Source organism: Pseudomonas sp. LAMO17WK12:I1, assembly GCF_900177315.1.
Classification (GTDB): domain Bacteria; phylum Pseudomonadota; class Gammaproteobacteria; order Pseudomonadales; family Pseudomonadaceae; genus Aquipseudomonas; species Aquipseudomonas marginalis.
In genome coordinates, this window is sequence record NZ_FWZV01000008.1 from 248,602 (window position 1) to 269,141 (window position 20,540).

At 61.0% G+C, this 20,540-nt stretch carries 24 protein-coding genes; 8 read left to right on the plus strand and 16 right to left on the minus strand.

What is annotated here, in order from left to right; all coding sequences use genetic code 11:
* Window positions 1-84: 84 nt before the first annotated feature.
* Both ppa and B9N88_RS17425 read left to right on the plus strand, forming a co-directional pair.
* Window positions 85-612 (plus strand): inorganic diphosphatase, encoded by a 528-nt coding sequence (ppa, locus tag B9N88_RS17420; RefSeq protein ID WP_003176323.1) that lies wholly within the window; start codon window positions 85-87, stop codon window positions 610-612.
* Between the two features lie 214 nt (window positions 613-826).
* Entirely contained in the window at window positions 827-1,600 is a 774-nt protein-coding gene (locus B9N88_RS17425) for a LexA family transcriptional regulator (RefSeq protein WP_027605213.1), read from the plus strand.
* 445 nt (window positions 1,601-2,045) lie between these two features.
* Here B9N88_RS17425 and B9N88_RS17435 read toward each other — a convergent pair whose 3' ends face one another.
* The 9 genes from B9N88_RS17435 to B9N88_RS32375 all read right to left on the minus strand — a co-directional run bounded on the left by B9N88_RS17435 (window position 2,046) and on the right by B9N88_RS32375 (window position 8,400).
* The gene (locus tag B9N88_RS17435) at window positions 2,046-3,203 is read right to left on the minus strand and encodes a glutathionylspermidine synthase family protein (RefSeq protein WP_027605212.1); all 1,158 of its coding nucleotides are present in this window, start codon (window positions 3,201-3,203) and stop codon (window positions 2,046-2,048) included.
* A 12-nt stretch (window positions 3,204-3,215) separates the two neighbouring features.
* On the minus strand, window positions 3,216-3,926 hold the full coding sequence (locus B9N88_RS17440) for a DUF1190 domain-containing protein (protein ID WP_027605211.1): 711 nt from the start codon (window positions 3,924-3,926) through the stop codon (window positions 3,216-3,218).
* Between the two features lie 18 nt (window positions 3,927-3,944).
* Complete coding sequence (locus B9N88_RS17445) at window positions 3,945-4,373, minus strand: DUF350 domain-containing protein (protein ID WP_027605210.1); 429 nt, start codon at window positions 4,371-4,373, stop codon at window positions 3,945-3,947.
* 15 nt (window positions 4,374-4,388) lie between these two features.
* The gene (locus tag B9N88_RS17450) at window positions 4,389-5,060 is read right to left on the minus strand and encodes a DUF2491 family protein (RefSeq protein WP_027605209.1); all 672 of its coding nucleotides are present in this window, start codon (window positions 5,058-5,060) and stop codon (window positions 4,389-4,391) included.
* Window positions 5,047-6,081 (minus strand): ion channel, encoded by a 1,035-nt coding sequence (locus B9N88_RS17455; protein WP_027605208.1) that lies wholly within the window; start codon window positions 6,079-6,081, stop codon window positions 5,047-5,049. The genes B9N88_RS17450 and B9N88_RS17455 overlap by 14 nt, the downstream gene beginning before the upstream one ends.
* Window positions 6,082-6,114: 33 nt before the next feature.
* Window positions 6,115-6,675, minus strand: a complete 561-nt coding sequence (locus tag B9N88_RS17460) for a rhomboid family intramembrane serine protease (protein ID WP_027605207.1) — start codon at window positions 6,673-6,675, stop codon at window positions 6,115-6,117.
* Between the two features lie 56 nt (window positions 6,676-6,731).
* Window positions 6,732-7,430, minus strand: coding sequence for a PspA/IM30 family protein (locus B9N88_RS17465; protein WP_027605206.1), 699 nt, complete (start codon window positions 7,428-7,430; stop codon window positions 6,732-6,734).
* Window positions 7,431-7,447: 17 nt separating this feature from the next.
* Window positions 7,448-8,029 (minus strand): YjfI family protein, encoded by a 582-nt coding sequence (locus tag B9N88_RS17470; RefSeq protein WP_027605205.1) that lies wholly within the window; start codon window positions 8,027-8,029, stop codon window positions 7,448-7,450.
* Window positions 8,030-8,199: 170 nt separating this feature from the next.
* Window positions 8,200-8,400, minus strand: a complete 201-nt coding sequence (locus tag B9N88_RS32375) for a hypothetical protein (protein WP_143491253.1) — start codon at window positions 8,398-8,400, stop codon at window positions 8,200-8,202.
* Between B9N88_RS32375 and ycaC the strand changes: the two genes are divergently transcribed.
* From ycaC to B9N88_RS17500, 6 genes are all read left to right on the plus strand, one after another.
* Window positions 8,399-9,031 (plus strand): isochorismate family cysteine hydrolase YcaC, encoded by a 633-nt coding sequence (gene ycaC / locus B9N88_RS17475; RefSeq protein ID WP_027605204.1) that lies wholly within the window; start codon window positions 8,399-8,401, stop codon window positions 9,029-9,031. The two genes, B9N88_RS32375 and ycaC, sit on opposite strands and share 2 nt — an antisense overlap.
* Before the next feature lie 351 nt (window positions 9,032-9,382).
* Window positions 9,383-10,522, plus strand: a complete 1,140-nt coding sequence (locus tag B9N88_RS17480; protein ID WP_027605203.1) for a Fic family protein — start codon at window positions 9,383-9,385, stop codon at window positions 10,520-10,522.
* A gap of 86 nt (window positions 10,523-10,608) precedes the next feature.
* On the plus strand, window positions 10,609-10,851 hold the full coding sequence (locus B9N88_RS17485) for an exodeoxyribonuclease VII small subunit (protein WP_003176346.1): 243 nt from the start codon (window positions 10,609-10,611) through the stop codon (window positions 10,849-10,851).
* Entirely contained in the window at window positions 10,848-11,735 is an 888-nt protein-coding gene (gene ispA, locus B9N88_RS17490) for a (2E,6E)-farnesyl diphosphate synthase (protein ID WP_027605202.1), read from the plus strand. The genes B9N88_RS17485 and ispA overlap by 4 nt, the downstream gene beginning before the upstream one ends.
* 110 nt (window positions 11,736-11,845) lie before the next feature.
* Entirely contained in the window at window positions 11,846-13,744 is a 1,899-nt protein-coding gene (gene dxs / locus B9N88_RS17495) for a 1-deoxy-D-xylulose-5-phosphate synthase (RefSeq protein ID WP_027605201.1), read from the plus strand.
* Between the two features lie 140 nt (window positions 13,745-13,884).
* Window positions 13,885-15,777: a TonB-dependent receptor domain-containing protein gene (locus B9N88_RS17500; RefSeq protein ID WP_027605200.1), complete on the plus strand. Its 1,893-nt coding sequence runs from the start codon at window positions 13,885-13,887 to the stop codon at window positions 15,775-15,777.
* Between the two features lie 18 nt (window positions 15,778-15,795).
* Here the strand turns inward: B9N88_RS17500 and B9N88_RS17505 are convergent, their stop codons facing one another.
* The 7 genes from B9N88_RS17505 to ribE form a co-directional block, all read right to left on the minus strand.
* Entirely contained in the window at window positions 15,796-16,584 is a 789-nt protein-coding gene (locus B9N88_RS17505) for a cobalamin-binding protein (RefSeq protein ID WP_027605199.1), read from the minus strand.
* Window positions 16,581-17,000 (minus strand): hypothetical protein, encoded by a 420-nt coding sequence (locus tag B9N88_RS17510; RefSeq protein ID WP_027605198.1) that lies wholly within the window; start codon window positions 16,998-17,000, stop codon window positions 16,581-16,583. Before B9N88_RS17510 ends, B9N88_RS17505 begins: the two co-directional genes overlap by 4 nt.
* Window positions 16,997-17,614, minus strand: coding sequence for a GTP cyclohydrolase II (gene ribA, locus B9N88_RS17515; RefSeq protein WP_027605197.1), 618 nt, complete (start codon window positions 17,612-17,614; stop codon window positions 16,997-16,999). The genes B9N88_RS17510 and ribA overlap by 4 nt, the downstream gene beginning before the upstream one ends.
* Window positions 17,615-17,743: 129 nt before the next feature.
* Entirely contained in the window at window positions 17,744-18,472 is a 729-nt protein-coding gene (locus B9N88_RS17520) for a substrate-binding periplasmic protein (RefSeq protein WP_027605196.1), read from the minus strand.
* 64 nt (window positions 18,473-18,536) lie between these two features.
* Window positions 18,537-19,502, minus strand: a complete 966-nt coding sequence (gene thiL / locus B9N88_RS17525) for a thiamine-phosphate kinase (protein ID WP_027605195.1) — start codon at window positions 19,500-19,502, stop codon at window positions 18,537-18,539.
* Window positions 19,503-19,520: 18 nt separating this feature from the next.
* Entirely contained in the window at window positions 19,521-20,021 is a 501-nt protein-coding gene (gene nusB / locus B9N88_RS17530; RefSeq protein WP_027605194.1) for a transcription antitermination factor NusB, read from the minus strand.
* A complete protein-coding gene (gene ribE / locus B9N88_RS17535) occupies window positions 20,018-20,494 on the minus strand; it encodes a 6,7-dimethyl-8-ribityllumazine synthase (protein WP_003176356.1) in 477 nt (158 codons plus the stop codon). Before ribE ends, nusB begins: the two co-directional genes overlap by 4 nt.
* Between the last annotated feature and the right edge of the window lie 46 nt (window positions 20,495-20,540).

A 20,540-nucleotide genomic window follows, 5' to 3' on the forward strand; every position in this document is an offset into this window, starting at 1 on the left:
TCGCCGTCAGAATATGCCTATAATCGCCGCCACTTTTAGGCCAATCCGGCCATGTCATATGGCCAACTACGGGGGCAACGCCCAATGAGCTACAGCAAGATTCCGGCTGGCAAAGACCTGCCGAACGACATCTACGTCGCCATCGAGATTCCGGCCAACCACGCGCCGATCAAATACGAAATCGACAAAGACAGCGACTGCCTGTTCGTTGACCGTTTCATGGCCACCCCGATGTTCTACCCGGCCAACTACGGTTTTATCCCGAACACCCTGGCCGACGACGGCGACCCCCTCGACGTGCTGGTCGTAACCCCTTACCCGGTTACCCCAGGCTCGGTCATCCGCGCTCGCCCGGTCGGCATCCTGAACATGACCGACGACGGTGGTGGCGATGCCAAAGTGATCGCCGTGCCACACGACAAGCTGTCCCAGCTGTACGTGGACGTGAAGGAATACACCGACCTGCCGCCACTGCTGCTGGAACAGATCAAGCACTTCTTCGAGAACTACAAAGACCTCGAAAAAGGCAAATGGGTGAAGATCGACGGTTGGGGCAACGCAGACGCCGCCCGCGCCGAAATCATGAAGTCGGTCGCTGCCTACAAAGGCTGATACCTGCTACTCATTGCCTCGGCAATTGAAAAAGCCCCGATTATTCGGGGCTTTTTTTGTGGGAAAAATTAAACGACCAGTTCAATGTTTTATAAACTTAGTTTAACCACAGTTCAAATCCGAACTAACAAGCTACAACTAAGCAAAAACCTACAGGCCTAACTCAACGCATGGTTTATTTGATGTGTTTTCTCGGCCAGTAAACTCTGCGTTTATGAATACATCAGGTGATCGCTTAAAAGCGCTATTACGGGAAGTTCATCTTTCCGCCTCCGACTTCGCCAAGAACCGTGGTGTCACGCCTCAACACGTGAACAACTGGTTCAAACGCGGTGTACCCATGGGCCGACTCAACGAGATCGCAGAACTGCTGTGCATCTCCAGCCGTTGGCTACGCACCGGCGAAGGCCCCAAACACCCACCGGCCAACTTCCTGCTGGAAGGCCCCGGCACCAGGAAAGGACTCCCCGCCCGCGAAGAAACTGGCAAATACCTCACAGGCCCCGCCTGCCGCCCGGAAAAAATCGACGTGGAAATCCCCCTCCACCCCACCTTCACCTCAACCGAACGCATCCGCGTCTCCCTGCACACCCTCGAAACCCTCAACGTCAACCCCGACCGCGCGCTGGGCGCCTACATGGTCGACAACAGCATGATCGACATCATCCAACAAGGCGCCACCCTCGCCATCGACAAAGGCCGCACCCAAATCATCGACGGCGAAATCTACGCGGTCGAACACGACGGAATGCTCCGCATCAAATACCTCTACAACCGCCCTGGAGGTGGCTTGCGCATGCGCAGCCACAATGCCGGTGAACATCCGGACGAATACCTGACCCACGAACAACGGTTTGAGCAGAACTTCCAGATCGTGGGGTGGGTGTTCTGGTGGTCTACCCTCAATAACCGCCGCCCACCCGTGCCGCTGGATGAGCATCTTTTGGGCTGGGAAGGCTCTAAATCGGATCCGGAGGTGGGCAACTGAGGTGAATGTGGGTATCATGCGCCGCACATTTGGCAGGGGGTGGCTTTGCGCTATCCACCCTGCTCGGCGATGCGGAGGATTTCCCGCAGATGCCCCTACTATTCAGCCCGACGCAATGTGGGCTGAGCGATTTGAAGGCTGCTGAGGTTTGTCAAAAACAAGCTGAGGCGGTCACAGAGAAGCCGGCCACAAGCCGGCTTTTTAATGCTCACAAAAACCACAAACCAAATTTATCCAACAGCTGTTGGATCATTGAATAGCCAAAGCGGGCAAGACTATCGCCTCGCCTGTCTCTCAGCGGCACTATCTATGCTGCATGCCCCTGGAGCACGATCCGCCACCAACTGCGTCATGTCTACAATAAAGGCAATACGGCCACCCAAGGCGCACCATCGATTCAATGTGCACTGAGAGATCAGCCCTTCTGGCCCTTTAAGCTCCAGCCTCAATCCAATATCAAATGCGGCAAAAACCGGCTCGAATCCTTGGTAATCAAACTATTATCCTCCCGCACCCCAATTCCCGCCGCCTGGTCCCCAATCACCCAAGACCCAATCAACGTGTAGCTGTCCCCAAACCGCGGCAGCGGTGCGAACTCCTGAAGAATAAACGGCGCATCCGTATAAGGACCGTCCTCTTTCACGATCAGCCCATCAGCCGTCTGCAGCTCGATATTCGCCCCTTCCCGCGAGAAGAATGGCTTGCGCACCCATCCCTTCGGCACAGCTTTACCCGGTTCGGTATCCAGGTGGGCCGCGAGCAGATTCGGGTGGCCTTTGTTGAATTCCCACAGCAGCGGCAGGATGCCTTTATTGGAAATGATGGATTTCCACGCTGGCTCGAAAAACTGGGTGTCGCTCTCGGCAATCGCGGCGCCGAAGGGTTCGTGGAAGATGAATTCCCAGGCGTGCAGTTTGAACAGGTGGGGAATCCAGCGGTCCTGGAGATCGACGAAGCGGCCTTCGCGGGTCAGGCCGATGTCTTCGATGTCGATGTGGCGTGATTCGATGCCGACTTTTTCCGCGACGAGGCGCAGGTAGTCGGTGGTGCCTTTGTCTTCGACCGAGTCTTTCATCGAGGCGAAGTAGAACGGCTGGTTGATCTGCAGTTGGGCGAAGGCCTGGTGCAGCTTGGTGTCGATGCTGTTGAACTGGTCGGCATGCTTGGGCAGCAGGCCGCGTTCGATGCATTGCTCGAGCCAGCCCCACTGGAACGCCGCGGCCTCGTAGAGGCTGGTCGGTGTGTCGTAGTTGAGTTCCAGCAGCTTGGCGGGGCCGGTGCCGTTGTAGGAGAAGTCCATGCGCCCGTACAGGTGCGGGTGGCCTTCGAGCCATGAGGTTTTGATCATGTCGAAGAAGGGCGCGGGGATGCTCAGGCGTTCGAGCAGTTCTTCGCTCTGGACCACGCGGGCGACGAGGTCCATGCACATGTCATGGATCTCGGTGGTCGGGTCTTCGAGGTCGTGCTCGATTTGCTTGAGCGTGAACTGGTAATAAGCGCGCTCGTCCCAGTAGGGTTCGTTGTCGATGGTATGGAACAGAAAGCCGAGGTTTTCAGCCGTCTGTTTCCAGTCATGACGCTCTGCGCAATGGATTTTCTTCATGGCCCGGTTTCCTTAACTGCTCGACCCGCCGCCGCCCCAGCCGCTGCGTGCGCTGGCCTTGCTGCCGAAGCCGCCACGGGAGGTGGCCGACGCTACGGAGCTCGACTGGCTGGAGGTGCGCAGCGTGTTGGTGTAATTGCTGCTGCCGTACCGGGCTTGATTCGAGCGGCCAAACGTCGCGCCACTGGAGACGCGCTGGTTGAGCGTGGAGTTGCCGTAGTTACCGCGATCATCGCGATAGCGATACACCGGCTCGGAGCGGTAGCTGTTGCGATTACTGCTCAGCATGTTGCCGATCAGCAGACCGGTCAGCAGGCTGCTGGTGGAGAAGCCGGAGCCGCCGCTTGCCTGAGCGTTGCCCGCCTGGGCGTTGGCCGCGTCGACCTGGGATTGTGTCACCTGGCCTTCGGCGGTCAGTTCGAAACCGCCCAGCTTGGGAATGAACTGGCCATTGGAGTCCAGTTGGCACCAGCCGGCGACAAAGTCGGCATCGCAATCGGCCTGGCTGGCGTATACCGGGGCGATGCGGCGATGCTCGGCCATGGCCGTCATGTAGGCATCCGAACAGACGTCCACCGGAAGCTTTTCATCGGCACATTGCTGCACCGACTGGAAGTTGTACTTCTTCTGCAAATCGTAGGTTTTTTCCGTCGGCCCGCAACCGGATATCGCCATGGCGACCGACGCTGCCAGCGAAAGCTGGACGTACTTGCTTCGTTTCATCGGGAGCTCCGTGCGCAATCAGTTCTGGGTAGGTGTCATGCAGGCGGCATTCAACATGCCGACGCTGATGGCCACCGCCGCCACGTAGATGCCCGCTGCAAGCTCGCCTCTCTTGATGCGCTCGGAAGTGCCCTTGAGCACGAGACTGGTGAGCAGAAACGCCAGGAGTTGGACGACGGCTGCGATCACCGCCCAGACGACGAAGTCGAGGATGCTGATCGAGTAGGCAATCACGTTGCTGGCCGGAATGGCGAAACCGACGATGGCGCCGCCCAGGGCGACCGCTGCGGAAACGTTGCCCGCCCGGATCAGCTCGAACTCCTTGTGCGGGGTGACGCGGGTGTAGATGAACTGGAACAGCGCAAACAGTACGGCAGCCCCCAGGATGTAGGTGACAAACCCGAGCACGGCGGCTTTGTTCAGGGAGATGGAGAGAGCTTCTAGCATGGATTTCTTCCTTTTTTAGAGCGCATTCAAGTCGGTTGTGTACAGCGAAATGCCCAGGGAGGTGCTCAGGCTGACGGTGCCTTCAGCGTCTTCTTCGACAGAGAACAGCAGAAACTCGCGGCGATCGGTCAGGCCGGTGTCACGGGCATATAGCATCGAACGGTGCTCGACGCTGTAGGAGTCCTCGGGGTTTATCACGTGCTCGCTCATGGCCACCAATTCCGTCTGGCCAGCCTCGCTGCCCCACACGCGCGCGTATTCGACGCCGTTGTGGGTGTAGGTCGGCAACCCGATCGGACTCTGCGGCCCCGCCAGCCGGCGCAATTCAGCTTCGCTGCTGATAGTGACGTAGCTCAGGTAGTTGAACAGGATCACAGACTCGACCTGCCCGGCGATGTCGCCCGTGGTGTGCACCTGCAGCCAGTAATCCTCGTCGTTCATGTAGTAGCGCGACAGCCAGGTCGACTGCCCGAGGTCAACGGTGCCGTTACTCCAGATTTCCTGGGAGCCGGGGATAACCACCGTGGTTTTCCCGTCGAGCAACAACTTCAGGGTCGTGTCGAATATCACGCCTTTGCCCGGCGCCAGGCCAAGCGGCCCGGTGGTCGGCAGCGGTTCGGCGGCGCCTTTCGAGTGTGTATTCGCTTGCGGGGCCTCAAGCCCCATCAACTGTTTAAACCATCCCATTGGAGATTTCCTTGAGGCGGGTGGAGGCAATGTAGAAGAGCTCGCCGCCTTCAACACGCGTGGCACTGGGCGGGTTGATCGACGGTTGCGGGGCACCTTTGGCGCGATAGCCGATGAGGGTGGCGTTGTGGCGCTCTTTCATCTGGGTGTACAGATCGCCAAACGTGGCTTCAAACGCCTCGGGCAATCTCATCAGGTATTGGGTGGCGCCCTGCCCCACGCACAGCAGCTCATTAATGACCACCGACGAGCCCGGGTCCTGAGAGGCGCGCACCAGCATTTCGATAGCCATGCTTGAGGTGCATTCCAGGCTGGGGGCGTAGGAACTGGCCAGTGCGGCGATCTCACTTGCATTGAAGTGGGCGACCACGTGCCCGACCGGATTCAATTGATTCACCGCCAGCACGGTGGCCAGCGTCAGATCGTCAGACGGGGTTCGCACCAGCACACGCTCGGCACCGGGCACACCGGCACGCAGCAACAGCGCTGTGGAGGACAAGCTCTCACCACGGATAAAGGCCGCCTTGCCTGGCATCGGGTTTTCTTCGAGGGTGCAATCGCAGATGACGATCAGGTTGTCGTTCGAGGTTTCGTCTTGCAGCAACAACTCGATGACCCGTTCACTGGACGCGCCCTCCCAGCCAATGAGCACGGTATGGCCGATTTTGCCGGTGAAATCGCCTTTGCCCTTCATGCCTTTTCTCCATGCATCGATGACAGTGCTGGTGGTTTTGCCGATCGCCGCCGTCAGCAGCGCAATGCCCCCGAGCATGACCCAGGTCGCCACGAACAAGCGTCCCAAAGAGGTCTGCGGCGATAGATCGCCATAGCCGACGGTCAGCGTGGTGGTGAGATAGAAGTAAACGAACGTGGCGGGCGCGGTGAGGTGTTGTTCGCCCAGAACCACCAGGCCCAGATAAGCCGTGCTCAGGTGTACCGCCAAGGCAACGACCAGGCCCGCCCAGCCAAAGCGGTGAAAGAGGGACGCGGCGTACCTGCGCAACAAAAGAAAAATCGGCATTGCGTCCCTGACTCCCTGGGTGCTCAAGTGCGTTCAGCCGGCATTAAACCTGCTGCGTGGTTGAGAGAGAAGTACCTTGGCGGCAATAAATCCGGCGAAGGCACCAAACAGATGCCCTTCGAAGGAAACGCCTTGGCGAGGCAGGAAGCCAAGGACCAGTCCGCCATACAGTACCGCCACCACACCGGCCGTGATCAGGTTGCTCCAGCTCCTGTGGAACCAGGCGCGAGACAACAGGTAGGCCCACAACCCGAACACCCAGCCGCTGGCCCCGACGTGCACACCCGCAAAACCGAACAGCCAGACCAGCGAACCGCCCAGCAGGATGATGATCGCGCTGACGGTCACAAACCGATTGAGCCCTTCGATCATCACCAGGCTGCCCAGGATCACAAAGGCAATCAGGTTGGCGCTCAGGTGGGCAAACGACCCGTGCAAAAACGGTGAGGTGAGGATGCCGGGCAGGCCCTGCAGCGTTCTCGGGATCAGGCCGAACGTCATCAGGCTGTAACCGGTCGCGGCATTGAGCAGTTGCAGCGCGACCATGAACAGCGCCAGGCCTGCGATTGTCTTGAAACCCTTCAGGGCATCCATCCTGACCTCGAGGTAAAAAAGAAGGGCAGACACTGCCCTTCCTGCGGCGACGTTGCTTACTCGGCCGATTTTTGCTTCAGACGCTCCAGAATCGCATTGGCGCTGCCTTCGTTCGGCGTGATGCCGGCGTCGCGCAGCTTGCGCTCCAGGTCGGTCCCGGTCGATGCATCTGCCAGTTCATCCTGGGCTTGCAGTTCAGCGGCGCGTTGCTGCTGCTTGGCCTGCAAGCGATTCAGCGTACCGACGGCGGTTTCCAGCTTGCCGTTGGCACCGCCGCTGGCGATGGAAGCGCTGACCTGGGCCTTCTGTACGCTGTCGCGCGCCTTGGCCATGTCCACTTGCTGGCGCAGGCTTTTGATCCGGCTTTCGGCCTTGGTGATGTCCTTGCGCATGCCTTCCGCATAGCCACCGAACTCGGTGGCTTGCTTATGCTCGACATCCCGCTCGTTGGTCAGGGTCGAGATGGCTTCGGCGACTTCCAGGGCGAGGTCTTCACGATTGGCCTGCAGGGCAGCCACGGCCTTGGACTCCAGGTCCTTGATCTTGGCGTCGTACTCGTTGACGCGATCAGTCGCCAGTTTGTGCTTGGCCATGATGCTCACCAGCTCACGCTTGGCGTTGGCCAGCGCGGTGTCGGCATCGCGGATTTCCTGATCGAGGATGCGCAGGGCCTGTTGGTCGACGATCGATTCGCCGACTTCGTTGGCACCGCCACGCAGCGCGGTGAACAATTTGCTCCAGATGGACTGAGTCATTGGATACTCCCGAATACTTAATTGAAGAAACGTTCGAAGGCTTCGCTGGCGCGCTGCACGTTGTCGACCAGGGTTTTCACCTCGGTGACGATATTGGTCAGGCTGGAATCGGAGCTCAATGCACCGAACATGTTGTAGACCACTTGCCCGTTAGGCATGGACTCGATGCCGATTGAGGACAGCGGGAACATTTCCCGGCTGCGCAACACCGCGTCATTGAATTTTGCGACATCGTTGATGGACTCGACATCGACCAGCACGGTGTCGACGATGATCTGCTCGCCCACCACCGCGATGTAAATCGGCAGGCCACCGAAGTCGTTCATTTCCAGCTTGATGCTGGACTCGGAGCCTTGAACCAGAGAAAGCGTAATGTCCTTGGACACCACGTCATCCAGGGCCTGAAGAGCGGTGAAGAGGCGATCGATATTCCAGTTGGTACCTGCGCTCATGAAATTCTCCGACATGAATGAGCCAGCCAGAATCGGCTGGCGAAGCTGTTTCTCCATCTGCTTGAGCAAGCTTCGGTTTTCGGGAAGCACCCAAGTCTCGTGTTTCACATAGCCGGCGGCCGCCAGGCCTGCACGCATCTGCTTCATGTAAAAGCTCGATGGCTTTTTGGCGGACGGCTTCAAGCGCTCTCCCTTGAGGCTTGCTGAATCGGTATCGGGCCCTTTAGGCGGACTCGATGGAGAGCTGCTTTCCATGGTACTGACCTCGCTGTGAAAAACTCACGCGTGAGAAAATCTACAGGCATTTTTTGCCACACTCAATAGCTCACGCGTGAGATTTTTTGACTTACTTTTTCGATCATCAAAAGGACAAATCCTGCTGACAACCCATGAATTGTCGCCTTTGAGTTGACGGTATTACTCATTCCAGCCGATTTATCCCCCAGCATCCACCCATTAATCTGTGCCCATGTTGAACGCAACGCCCAACCAACCTGAACAAAAAAGGATTCAACCATGAGCACTCCAACCTACAACCGCTTGAACAAAGACGACGCCGTAGTCCTGCTGGTCGACCACCAGACCGGCCTGATTTCCCTGGTGCAGGACTTCTCGCCCAACGAGTTCAAGAACAACGTGCTGGCCCTGGCCGACCTGGCCAAGTTCTTCAACCTGCCGACCATCCTCACCACCAGCTTCGAACAAGGCCCCAACGGCCCGCTGGTACCGGAGTTGAAAGAGATGTTCCCGGACGCGCCGTACATCGCCCGCCCCGGCCAGATCAATGCCTGGGACAACGAAGACTTCGTCAAGGCAATCAAGGCCACCGGCCGCAAGCAGATCATCATCGCCGGCGTGGTCACGGATGTATGCGTAGCGTTCCCGACCTTGTCGGCGCTGGCGGAAGGGTTTGAGGTGTTTGTGGTGACCGATGCCTCCGGCACGTTCAACACCACGGTGCAGCAGGCGGCGTGGAGCCGGATGACCCAGGCCGGTGCACAGTTGATGAATTGGTTCTCGGTAGCCTGTGAGCTGCACCGCGACTGGCGCAACGATATCGAAGGCCTGGGGAATTTGTTGTCCCAGCGCATTCCTAACTATCGCAACTTGATGAATGGGTATGCGGCGCTGACGGCTCATCAGAAGTAAGTCAGCCGAGATTCGCGATAAGCCTGCCCTGAAAAGCAGGCTTTCGTTATTCAACCGAGCGTCCAACTTAAAGAACCACAGTGCACTGCTCTTCGATCAGCATGATCGCCATTTAAAGTAGCCCCCAACTGTGATTTGGGGCTGACTATTACGCGACCTTCGTAAGCCCTTTCTGATTTTCCCCACCGTTCATCCAGCCGCTTTTTACTGCGGCAGACAAATTTCACATCACAAAAACTACAGAAAACACCGATCACCAGACTAGACCCTGAGCCGAATCCGCAGCACAATCGGCTCACAAAATGAGCCGAATAACCTCTTTATTCGGCTCACGCACCCAGGCATTCCACCATGGCTCATCCGCACTGGATCTGGCAACACGCCGACTGGCCTCACTTCCACTGGCAACCCGGTCGCCTCGCGGCTTTGCTGCGCGAATGCGGACAAGCCCAGGGCAAGTTGTTGGGCATGCTCGGCTCCGTCAGCCAGGCAGTCAGCGCACAGAATGAACTGGATGCGCTGCTGCAAAATATCCTGACGTCCTCGGCGATTGAGGGTGAGCAGTTGAATGTCGGCTCGGTGCGCTCGTCCCTGGCAAGGCGGATGGGCCTGGAAGCGGTGGAAGACGGTCAGGTAAGCCGCCGCAGCGAAGGCCTCGCCGAGTTGATGATGGATGCCACTCAACAATTCACCCAGCCGTTTACCCTCGCTCGCCTATTGAACTGGCATCACTTATTGTTCCCGGCCCCGGAAGCGGGCTATGCCGCTCGAGCGCTCAATATTGGATCCTTGAGGGGAGATGAGCCGATGCAAGTGGTGTCGGGCCGGCTTGATCGGCCGACCGTGCATTTCGAGGCCCCGCCACGTCTGGGACTGGAGCAGGCACTGGCGGATTTCCTGGAGTGGTTCGAAATCAGCCGCGATCAGCCGGAACTGGACCCATTGGTACGCGCCGGCGTCGCGCACTTCTGGTTTGTCACACTGCACCCCTTCGATGACGGCAATGGTCGCCTGACACGCGCTATCACCGATTTGGCACTGGCCCAGGGTGAACACCAGGCCATCCGTTTCTATGCCATGTCAGCCAGCATCCTCGAAGACCGCACCGGCTACTACAACGCGCTGGAATCCAGCCAGAAGGCCTCCCTGGATATCACTGCCTGGCTGGAGTGGTTCCTTAAAACCCTGTTACGCAGCGTGCAGCAGGCCATGGCGCGGATTGACCGGGTGCTGGAAAGTAGTCGGTTCTGGCAGCAACACCGCGACGTCCCTTTGTCGGCTGAACAGATCAAGGTCCTCAATCGACTGCTCGACGGTGGTGAGAAGGGCTTCGAACACGGCATCAGCGCGGCGCAGTACCAGGCGGTGGCAAAGGTCTCCAAGGCGACAGCGACGCGACACCTGGCGGACCTGCTGGAAAAAAACTGCCTGGTCCGTCTCCCCGGAGGCGGCCGCAGCACGCGTTATCAGGTCAATACAGGGGGCGAGTGACACTCTACTCATTTGCCCGCTCATTTGCCCAGAATCCCCATGTCTGCTAGTGTCGCGCCGGTTTACCGTCTACCGGAATAGCCGCCATGGCCCGCAAAAAAGTTGCACTCGATTTCGAACAATCCCTCGCCGACCTGCAAACATTGGTCGAGCGTCTGGAGAACGGCGAGTTGTCGCTGGAGGACTCGCTGACGGCGTTTGAGCAAGGCATCGGCCTGACCCGTGACTGCCAGAGCGCGTTGGCGCAGGCGGAGCAGAAGGTCCAGGTATTGCTGGAGCGTGACGGAGAGTTGGCCGAAGAACCTTTCGACGCGGAACAGCCGGAATGATCGACGCGTATCAGGCCAGTAGCCAAGCCCGGGTGAATGCGGCGCTGGAGCCCTTGTTTGTTGCGCCAAGCCCGGAAATGAAGCGTCTGTATGAAGCCATGCGCTACAGCGTGATGAATGGCGGCAAGCGCGTACGCCCGTTGCTGGCGTATGCGGCCTGTGAAGCGCTGGGCGCGCCGGCCGAGCAGGCCAACGGTGCCGCCTGTGCGGTCGAGTTGATTCACGCGTATTCCCTGGTACACGACGATTTGCCGGCGATGGACGATGACGATCTGCGTCGTGGCCAGCCCACCACCCATAAAGCCTTTGATGAAGCTTATGCGATCCTCGCCGGCGACGGCTTGCAGAGCCTGGCGTTCAGCGCGTTGCTGGACCCACGCCTGAGCAGCGTCAACGCCGAGATCCGCCTGCGCATGGTCACCGCACTGGCCCTGGCTGCCGGCCCTGCGGGCATGGTGGGCGGGCAGGCGATCGACATGGGTTCGGTCAGCGTCAAGCTGGATCAAAAAGCCCTTGAGCACATGCACCGCCACAAGACCGGCGCACTGATCGAAGCCGCCGTGCACTTGGGCGCCCTGGCCAGCGGGCGTGCCGAAACCGCGCAATTGGCGGCCCTGCAGACCTATTCCCGGGCCATTGGCCTGGCGTTCCAGGTGCAGGACGACATTCTCGACGTGGAAAGCGATACCGCCACCCTGGGCAAACGCCAGGGCGCCGATATCGCACGGGACAAACCGACTTATCCTGCGCTGCTCGGGCTGCAAGCCGCCAAGGGCTACGCCGTGGAACTACGCGATCAAGCGTTGGACGCCCTGCGACCTTTCGACGCGGCGGCCGAGCCGCTGCGTGACCTGGCGCGGTATATCGTCGAACGCCGCCACTGATTACGGCGGCCATTGCAGCCGCATATCGGCCAAGTTCGGCGCTCTGCGTGGGCAGTTTGCGATGCTTGAGGTAAACTGCCGCCTCTTCTATACCTATAACGATTCGCCTGATGCCCACGACGTTTCAAGAGATTCCCCGCAAGCGCCCGTCCACGCCCCTGCTCGACCGTGCTGCCACGCCGGACGGCCTGCGTCGTCTGGGTGAAGCCGAGCTGGAAACCCTGGCCGATGAGTTGCGCCTGGAATTGCTCTACACGGTCGGCCAGACCGGTGGGCATTTCGGTGCCGGCCTGGGTGTCATCGAGCTGACCATCGCGTTGCACTACGTGTTCGACACCCCGGATGACCGGCTGGTGTGGGACGTGGGCCATCAGGCGTATCCGCACAAGATCCTCACGGGCCGCCGCGAGCGCATGGGCACGCTGCGCCAGAAGGACGGCGTTGCCGCCTTCCCACGCCGCGCCGAAAGCGAGTACGACACCTTTGGCGTCGGCCACTCCAGCACCTCGATCAGCGCAGCGCTGGGCATGGCGATTGCCGCCCGCCTGCAAGGCAGCGACCGCAAGGCAATCGCCGTGATCGGTGATGGCGCGCTGACTGCCGGCATGGCCTTCGAAGCGCTGAACCATGCGCCGGAAGTGAACGCCAACATGTTGGTGATCCTCAACGACAACGACATGTCGATCTCGCGCAATGTCGGTGGCCTGTCCAATTACCTGGCCAAGATTCTCTCCAGCCGCACCTACGCCAGCATGCGTGAAGGCAGCAAGAAGGTGCTCTCGCGTCTGCCCGGCGCGTGGGAAATTGCCCGGCGCACCGAAGAATATGCCAAGGGCATGCTGGTCCCCGGCACGCTGTTCGAAGAGCTGGGCTGGAACTACATCGGCCCCATCGACGGCCATGACCTGCCCACGCTGATCGCCACGCTGCGCAATATGCGTGACCTCAAGGGCCCGCAGTTCCTGCACATCGTCACCAAGAAAGGCAAAGGCTTCGCCCCGGCGGAAGTCGATCCGATCGGCTACCACGCGATCACCAAGCTGGAACCCCTGGACGCCCCCGCCGCTGCGCCGAAAAAAGCCAGCGGGCCGAAGTACTCCGGTGTGTTCGGCGAATGGCTGTGTGACATGGCCGCCGTCGACCCGCGCCTGGTGGGCATCACCCCGGCGATGAAGGAAGGCTCCGACCTGGTGGCGTTCAGCGAGCGTTTCCCGCTGCGCTATTTCGACGTGGCCATTGCCGAGCAGCACGCGGTGACCTTTGCCGCCGGCATGGCCTGTGAAGGCGCCAAGCCTGTCGTGGCGATCTACTCCACCTTCCTGCAGCGCGGTTATGACCAGTTGGTGCATGACGTCGCGGTGCAGAACCTCGACGTGCTGTTTGCCATCGACCGCGCCGGTCTAGTCGGCGAAGACGGCCCGACTCACGCGGGCAGCTTCGACCTGTCCTACTTGCGCTGCATTCCCGGCATGCTGGTAATGACGCCGAGCGACGAAAACGAACTGCGCAAGATGCTCAGCACCGGCCACCTGTATAACGGCCCGGCCGCCGTGCGTTACCCGCGGGGCAACGGCCCGAATGCGCTGATCGAGAAGGACCTGGAGCCGATCGAAATCGGCAAGGGCATTGTGCGTCGCCAGGGCAGCAGAACCGCATTCCTGGTGTTTGGCGTGCAATTGGCCGAAGCGCTCAAGGTGGCCGAGAAGATCGACGCCACCGTGGTCGACATGCGCTTCGTCAAGCCGCTGGATGAAGCCCTGGTGCGCGACATCGCCGGCAGTCATGAGCTGCTGGTGACCGTCGAGGAGAACGCCATCATGGGCGGTGCCGGTGCGGCGGTCAGTGAGTTCCTGGCGCGGGAAAACATCCTCAGGTCGGTGCTGCACCTGGGCTTGCCGGATACCTACGTCGAACACGCCAAGCCGGCGCAGATGCTGGCTGAATGCGGGCTGGATGAAGCAGGGATCGAGGCTTCGGTGCGCGAGCGCCTGGCGCTGCTGGCCCTGTAGAAACCGGAACCAAAATGTGGGAGGGGGCTTGCCCCCGATAGCGGTGGATCAGTTACAGCTACTGAGACTGACACACTGCAATCGGGGGCAAGCCCCCTCCTACATTTGATTGTGCCATCTTCAAACGCCATGGACAGCCCATGAAACACCTGTACCTTGCCCTGCCGCTTCTTCTGCCCTCCCCTGAATTGCTCGCCGACACCCGCGACAACGCCCTGAAACTCCCCGACGTCGTCATCAGCGCCAACCGCCAGGTCCAGGCACGCAACGACAGCAGCGCCGCCAACACCGTGTTCACCCGCGACGACATCGACCGCCTGCAACCCACCAGCCTCACCGACCTGCTCAGCCGTGTGCCCGGCGTACAAGTCGCCCCCTCCGGTGGCCGTGGCAGTTTGCCGGGCATCTACCTGCGGGGCACCAAGTCCGCCCAAAGCCTGGTGTTGGTCGACGGCCAGCGCATCGCCAACACCACCTCCGGCGACAGCGGCCTGCAATACCTCAGCGTCGACCAGATTGAGCGGGTGGAAGTGCTGCGCGGCTCGCGCTCGGTGATCTACGGCAGCGACGCGATCGGCGGCGTGATCCAGGTATTCACCCGGCGCAATGCCGCGCAAGGCGTGCAACCGCGGGTGAAACTCGGGTTCGGCAGCCACAACACCTGGGAGCGCAGCCTTGGCCTTTCGGGCGGTGACACACAGACGCGCTTCAACCTGGGCGCGAGCCTGGATGACACGGCCGGCATCAACTCAACCCGCCAGTCGTTCCCCAGCGACGGCGACCATGATGCTTATCGCAACCAGTCCGTGAGCCTGAACCTCAGCCACTCCTTCAGCGATGAACTGGAGGTGGGCTTCAATCTGTTGGATAACCGTGGCAAGTCGGAGTACGACAACAGCTTCGGCCGCTACGCCGCCACCACCGGGCAAACCGTCGGCCAGAAACCCTACACCGACTACGCCGTGAGCAGCGCCAGCGGCTATGTCGACGCCACGCTCAATGAGCACTGGCAATCGCGCCTGGAGCTGGGCCACAGCGAGAATCGCGACACCAAGCGCGACACCCTCAGCGATGATTTCAGCGTATTCAACACCTACCGCGACTCGGTCAACTGGCAGAACGACCTGACCCTGGACGATCAAAACAACCTGATCCTCGGCGGCGACTGGTACGAAGACCGCTTCCACGGCTCCACCACCTTTACCGAAAACAGCCGCTGGAACCGCGCCGCCTTTGTGCAGCATCGCTTTCACAGCGCGTGGTTTTCCACCGAACTGGGCCTGCGTCACGACCAGAACCAGCAGTTCGGCGGGCAGAACAGCTGGAGCGGCACCCTGACCTTGCCGGTCAACCCCGACAATGACCTGCTGCTGAGCTACAGCGAAGGCTTCCGCGCGCCGACCTTCAACGACCTCTATTATCCGGACACGAAGTACAGCAACCCCCACCTGCAGCCCGAAACATCAAAGAGCTACGAACTGCAGTGGCGCAGCCAGTTGAGTGACAGCACGCGCCTGGAAGCTTCGCTGTACCGCACCGATTTGAGCGATGCGATCATTCTCGACCAAACCGGCAAGCCGCAGAATGTGGCGTCGGCACGCATCAACGGTGTTGAGGCGGCGCTCAAGCAGGACCTGTTCGGCTGGCAAGGCAACCTCGGGCTGTCGATCATCGACCCCCGCGACCGCGACAGTGGCCACACCCTGGCCCGCCGGGCGCGGCGGACGTTGAGCCTGGACCTCGACCGGCAATTCGACCAGGTGGGCGTGGGCGCCAGTTGGCAGGCGATCAGCCACAGCTATGACGATGAAGCCAACACCCAGCGCCTGGGCGGCTATGGGTTGCTCGGGCTGCGCGGGAGTTGGGCGGTGACGCGGGAAGTAGGGCTGTCGCTGAAGGTCGACAACCTGCTGGACAAGTCTTATGCGCGGGCGCGCTACAGCTACAACGATCCGGCATTCGTCAACAATCACGATTACCGTGAAGAAGGCCGGATGTGGATGTTTGGCGTGACCTGGACACCTGAAATCTGATTGTGGCCTGGACCGGCCTCAGCGGCTCGGAGCAATCACCTGACACAGCCGCGCCAGCGCTTCCAGCATCTGCCCGCTGGGCCGTTCCAGGCCTTTGTCCGGAACCAGTCGCACCCGCGCGGCCATGGTTGGCCAGACCTTCCAGGCTTCCTTCTGAGCCTGATCGCCCACCAGGATCATCTCGGGATTGCGCTGCAATACCGCCTCGATGCTGACCTGCGGCGCGGGCAGCTTCAGGTCGTCAAACACATTGCGCGCACCGCACACGCTCAGCGCGTCGCTGATGATCTGGCCGCCGCCCACGGTGTACAGCGGCTGGTTCCACACCTGGTAGAACACCCGCAACGGTTCGGCCCGCTGATAACGCTGACGCAACTGCGCCAGGCGCTGGCGAAGGTGCGCGGCCAATTGCCGGCCGGCGTCGGCACGGCCCAATTGCTCCGCGATAGCCTGGACCTGGGTGGTGAGTTGTTCGAGGCTATGGGGTTCGGCGACGTACACCGGGATATTCAGGCGCTGCAGTTGCTCGCGCTGGGCCGGGCCGACGCTGCCGGGCCAGAGCAGGATCAGGTCGGGCTTGAGGCTGAGCAGGCGCTCCATATCGAGTTGCCCGTAACGCCCAACCGACGGCACGTTCGCCAGTGCCACCGGCCGATCGCCGCCATCGAGCACGCCCACCAGCAAGTCGGCAGCACCCAGTTCAACCACGATTTCAGACAGGGAGGGCGCCAGGCTCACGACCCGTTCGACCGCCAGTGCCGAGGCACCGAACGCCAGCAGCAGGAGCGCCAGCCAGCGGACCCTCATCCCAGCTGACGCGGGATGCGGTAGAGGTAAAACAACACCGTCGTCGACAGCGCCAACAGGAAAAGCGGCACCGCTTCCAGGCCGACGAACACCGCCAGTGCGCCCACCCAGGCCGGCACGGCCGCCACCATCAAGGCCGTGCGCCGACGCGCCGCCAGGGTGATCCAGGCAGCCGGTTCTTCAGCGGTATCGAGGGCTTTGGAGGTGGCGATCAGGGCGTGTTTATAGCCGTTGAAGTAGCGCAGGCTGAGGAACATCGACGCCACGCCGGCGATAAAGAACGGCATGGCCAGCACTGGCAGCAAGGGCTCGGCCTGGCCAAACACCAGGTTGATCACGAACAGCGGGAGCAGCGCCAAGGCCAGATACTGCCACCAGCTGAAGGACAGTCGCCGTTTCACCTGGCCACGGGTCACGCGCGGTCGACCTCGCCTTGATGCTCATTGCCCATCATGTGGTCGAGCTTGCTGGCCTTGGTCGCCAGGTAGAGTTTGTTATGCGGGTTATGCCCGGTGTGCAGCGGTACGCGCTCGGCCACGGCGATGCCCATCTCGGTCAAGGCCTTGACCTTGCGCGGGTTGTTGGTCATCAGGCGCAGGGACTTCACGCCCAGGTGTTCCAGCATCGGCAGGCAGATCGCGTAGTCACGCTGGTCGGCGGCGAAGCCCAGGCGCTCATTGGCCTCGACGGTATCGGCGCCGCCGTCTTGCAGCTCGTAGGCGCGAATCTTGTTCAGCAGGCCAATGCCACGGCCTTCCTGACGCAAGTACAACAGCACACCACGGCCTTCACGGGCGATGGCGCGCATCGCGGCTTCCAATTGCGAGCCGCAGTCACAGCGCTGGCTGAACAGCGCATCGCCGGTCAGGCACTCGGAGTGCACGCGACCGAGAACCGGTGCGCCATCGGCGATATCGCCGAGGCTGAGCACAACGTGCTCGCGCCCGGTGGCTTCTTCGAGAAAGCCGCTCATGGTGAACGTGGCAAAAGGGGTAGGCAGCTTGGAAGCAGCGACGAAAACGACGGGCACCGTGTGCTCCTGATTTCAGATTTCACAGAGGCGGGCATTGTAACAGCAGGTTCCTACAGACGCTTAAGCTGAATTATCGCTGATAAAGATCAATCGGTTTGATTGGCCTTCGTCCCGGTTCTATGCAGGTCAGAACGGATACGGCAGTTTCCAGCGCAGGAAAATCGGCTTCAGTTCGCCGCTTTTCACCAGGACCGCCATGCGCTGGTCAAACACGGTGCGTAATGCCCGCCCACGCTCGGTATCGGCAAACCCCACGTAGAGCGGCAGGTCGATGATGTGGGTGAGCCGGAACTGGGACGGGGCGTCCGCCTGACTGAGAACGTATCGGGCTTCGGTGAGCGCATCAATGTAGAAGTCGGCACGACCATGCTGCAGCATCGGCAAGATGCCATCGCGCCGCTGGATCTGATTGAAACGGCGCACATGGGGCAAATACGCCTCGTACTTGTAGCCCCGCACCCAGGCCAGGCGATAATCCCCCAGCGTCGCGGCGCTCGGTATCGGCGAGGTCGCCAGCCCAAGGGCGTAGATGGGGTCGGAATCGAAGTTCCAGTGCGGGTAGAGCACACCCTTGACTTCATCGCGGTAGGAACCGACCCAGCCATCCACTTCACCGCGCTGGGCCAGGCCGACCGAGCGGGTATAGGGCTCAATGCGGGTTTGCAGGGTGATCCCGACCGGTTCGAAGACGTGCCGCAACACATCCCAGGCCAGGCCGCTGCCGTCGGCATTGGTGTAGTCGTCCCAGGCCTCGCTGGCCAGCATGACCTTGCCGGGCACCACCGGCACCTCCTGCGCCTGGGCCCATGCCGGAAGGACACACAGCAGCATCAGCAGCCAGCGGCGTACATCCATGGCGATGATCTCCTGCAAATCCAGCATCCAGAACGACGTAATAGAGCGTAGCGCAGCACGCGATTCAGGGTGCCGGACAAAAATGTTGATAGCCACGGATGGCCGGGGTGATGTCTTGCCCGAGAGCGTCAAGCAGCGTTACGCCCTGCCCCGCCTGGACCTGGCCGATAACATGCACCGGCCAACCGTCAGCCAGCAACGGCGCCAACTCGACGGGCGGCAGGGTGAACACCAGCACGTAGTCATCGCCGCCGCTCAATGCGGCGACCCGCGCCTCGTCATCACCGACAAACGCCAGCAACGCGTTGGACAGCGGCAGCTTCTGGCGCTCGATCAACAGGCTGACAGCCGAGGCCTTGGCGATATGCCCGCAATCGGCCAGAAGACCGTCAGAAATATCCATCGCCGATGTGGCCTTGCCCCGTAGAGCCAGGCCCAGGGCCAACTGCGGTTGTGGCGACCAGTAATGGGCCAGCAGCGGGTCGGCAATCGCAGCATCGGCGCTGCGCTGCCCCAATACCAGCGGCAAGGCACCGGCGGCATTACCCAACTCGCCGCCGACACACAAGAGATCGCCCGGCTGTGCGCCGCTGCGGGTCAACGCTTGACCGGCCGGGACACGTCCAAACACGGTCAGGGTCAGGCTCAGCGGACCGCGCGTGGTGTCGCCGCCCACCAGGCCCACACCGCAGTTTTGCGCCATGGCGTTCAACCCCTGGGCATAGCGTTGCAGCCAATCGGCATCGACGGTCGGCGTAGTGAGTGCGAGGGTAAACGCGAGGGGGTGGGCGCCCATGGCGGCCAGGTCGCTGACCGCCACGGCCAGCGAGCGCTGGCCGAGCAGGAACGGGTCACAGGGGTCGGCAAAGTGCACGCCGGCCACCAAGGTATCGGTGGAAATTGCCAGCTGCTCCCCGGCGGGGAGCGCCAGCAGGGCACAGTCGTCGCCGATCCCCAGGGCAATGCCCTCGCCGCCCTGTGCGCACGGCGCGGCGGCGAAGTACTGGTGGATCAGCTCGAACTCGCCCATTCAGGACTCAAGCGCAGGTTAGCGCTTGTACGCCTTCACTTCGGCTTCACGCAGGCGCGGGGCCAGCTTGTCGAGCACGCCGTTGACGAACTTGTGACCGTCGGTCGAACCGTAGACTTTCGCCAGTTCGATGCCTTCGTTGATCACCACGCGGTACGGCACGTCGACGCGCTTGAGCAGCTCCCAGGTGGACAGGCGCAGTACGGCCAGTTCAACCGGATCCAGCTCTTCGAGGGTCAGGTCCAGGCACGGCGTCAATGCCGCATCGATCTCGGCCAGGTTGGCCGGAACGCCGTGCAGGATGTCGTGGAAGTAGCTCTGGTCGGCAAACGTGAAGTCGTTATCGACGCGAAACTGCGCTTCGATCTCGTTCAGCGAGGTGCCAGCCATGTGACGCTGGTACAGCGCCTGGGTGGCGAGCTGGCGGGCAGCACGGCGCTTTTCGCTTTTCGACGGCTTGCCGGCGTCCGCTGGACGCTCGTCGCGTGGGTTGAAGCAATCGCTCTCGTCGGAAATCACTTGGCCTCCAACTGCGACAGCAGGCTGACCATTTCCAGGGCGGACAGGGCAGCTTCAGCGCCTTTGTTGCCGGCCTTGGTGCCGGAACGCTCGATGGCTTGCTCGATGGAATCCACGGTCAGTACGCCGAAAGCGACTGGCACGCCGAACTCCATGGACACCTGGGCCAGGCCCTTGGTGCATTCGCCGGCCACGTATTCGAAGTGCGGAGTACCGCCACGAATGACCGCGCCCAGGGCGATGATCGCCGCGTATTCACCCTGCTGAGCAACTTTTTGCGCAACCAGTGGAATTTCGAAGGCGCCAGGGGCGCGGATGATAGTGATGTCGCTCTCGCTCACACCGTGGCGAACCAGGGCATCCACGGCACCGCTTACCAGGCTTTCAACCACGAAGCTGTTGAAGCGGCCAACCACCAGGGCATAGCGGCCTTTGGGGGCGATGAAGGTACCTTCGATGGTCTTCAGGGTCATTCGACAAATCTCTTAAAGAGCCGGGACGCGAAAAGTGCGTCCCTCA

Bases quoted from the DNA above. Each gene is read 5' to 3' on its own strand.
- ppa (WP_003176323.1), top strand. From the start codon at position 85: ATGAGCTACAGCAAGATTCCGGCTGGCAAAGACCTGCCGAACGACATC.
- B9N88_RS17425 (WP_027605213.1), top strand. From the start codon at position 827: ATGAATACATCAGGTGATCGCTTAAAAGCGCTATTACGGGAAGTTCAT.
- B9N88_RS17435 (WP_027605212.1), bottom strand. From the start codon at position 3,203: ATGAAGAAAATCCATTGCGCAGAGCGTCATGACTGGAAACAGACGGCT.
- B9N88_RS17440 (WP_027605211.1), bottom strand. From the start codon at position 3,926: ATGAAACGAAGCAAGTACGTCCAGCTTTCGCTGGCAGCGTCGGTCGCC.
- B9N88_RS17445 (WP_027605210.1), bottom strand. From the start codon at position 4,373: ATGCTAGAAGCTCTCTCCATCTCCCTGAACAAAGCCGCCGTGCTCGGG.
- B9N88_RS17450 (WP_027605209.1), bottom strand. From the start codon at position 5,060: ATGGGATGGTTTAAACAGTTGATGGGGCTTGAGGCCCCGCAAGCGAAT.
- B9N88_RS17455 (WP_027605208.1), bottom strand. From the start codon at position 6,081: ATGCCGATTTTTCTTTTGTTGCGCAGGTACGCCGCGTCCCTCTTTCAC.
- B9N88_RS17460 (WP_027605207.1), bottom strand. From the start codon at position 6,675: ATGGATGCCCTGAAGGGTTTCAAGACAATCGCAGGCCTGGCGCTGTTC.
- B9N88_RS17465 (WP_027605206.1), bottom strand. From the start codon at position 7,430: ATGACTCAGTCCATCTGGAGCAAATTGTTCACCGCGCTGCGTGGCGGT.
- B9N88_RS17470 (WP_027605205.1), bottom strand. From the start codon at position 8,029: ATGAAGCAGATGCGTGCAGGCCTGGCGGCCGCCGGCTATGTGAAACAC.
- ycaC (WP_027605204.1), top strand. From the start codon at position 8,399: ATGAGCACTCCAACCTACAACCGCTTGAACAAAGACGACGCCGTAGTC.
- B9N88_RS32375 (WP_143491253.1), bottom strand. From the start codon at position 8,400: ATGGTTGAATCCTTTTTTGTTCAGGTTGGTTGGGCGTTGCGTTCAACA.
- B9N88_RS17480 (WP_027605203.1), top strand. From the start codon at position 9,383: ATGGCTCATCCGCACTGGATCTGGCAACACGCCGACTGGCCTCACTTC.
- B9N88_RS17485 (WP_003176346.1), top strand. From the start codon at position 10,609: ATGGCCCGCAAAAAAGTTGCACTCGATTTCGAACAATCCCTCGCCGAC.
- ispA (WP_027605202.1), top strand. From the start codon at position 10,848: ATGATCGACGCGTATCAGGCCAGTAGCCAAGCCCGGGTGAATGCGGCG.
- dxs (WP_027605201.1), top strand. From the start codon at position 11,846: ATGCCCACGACGTTTCAAGAGATTCCCCGCAAGCGCCCGTCCACGCCC.
- B9N88_RS17500 (WP_027605200.1), top strand. From the start codon at position 13,885: ATGAAACACCTGTACCTTGCCCTGCCGCTTCTTCTGCCCTCCCCTGAA.
- B9N88_RS17505 (WP_027605199.1), bottom strand. From the start codon at position 16,584: ATGAGGGTCCGCTGGCTGGCGCTCCTGCTGCTGGCGTTCGGTGCCTCG.
- B9N88_RS17520 (WP_027605196.1), bottom strand. From the start codon at position 18,472: ATGGATGTACGCCGCTGGCTGCTGATGCTGCTGTGTGTCCTTCCGGCA.
- thiL (WP_027605195.1), bottom strand. From the start codon at position 19,502: ATGGGCGAGTTCGAGCTGATCCACCAGTACTTCGCCGCCGCGCCGTGC.
- ribE (WP_003176356.1), bottom strand. From the start codon at position 20,494: ATGACCCTGAAGACCATCGAAGGTACCTTCATCGCCCCCAAAGGCCGC.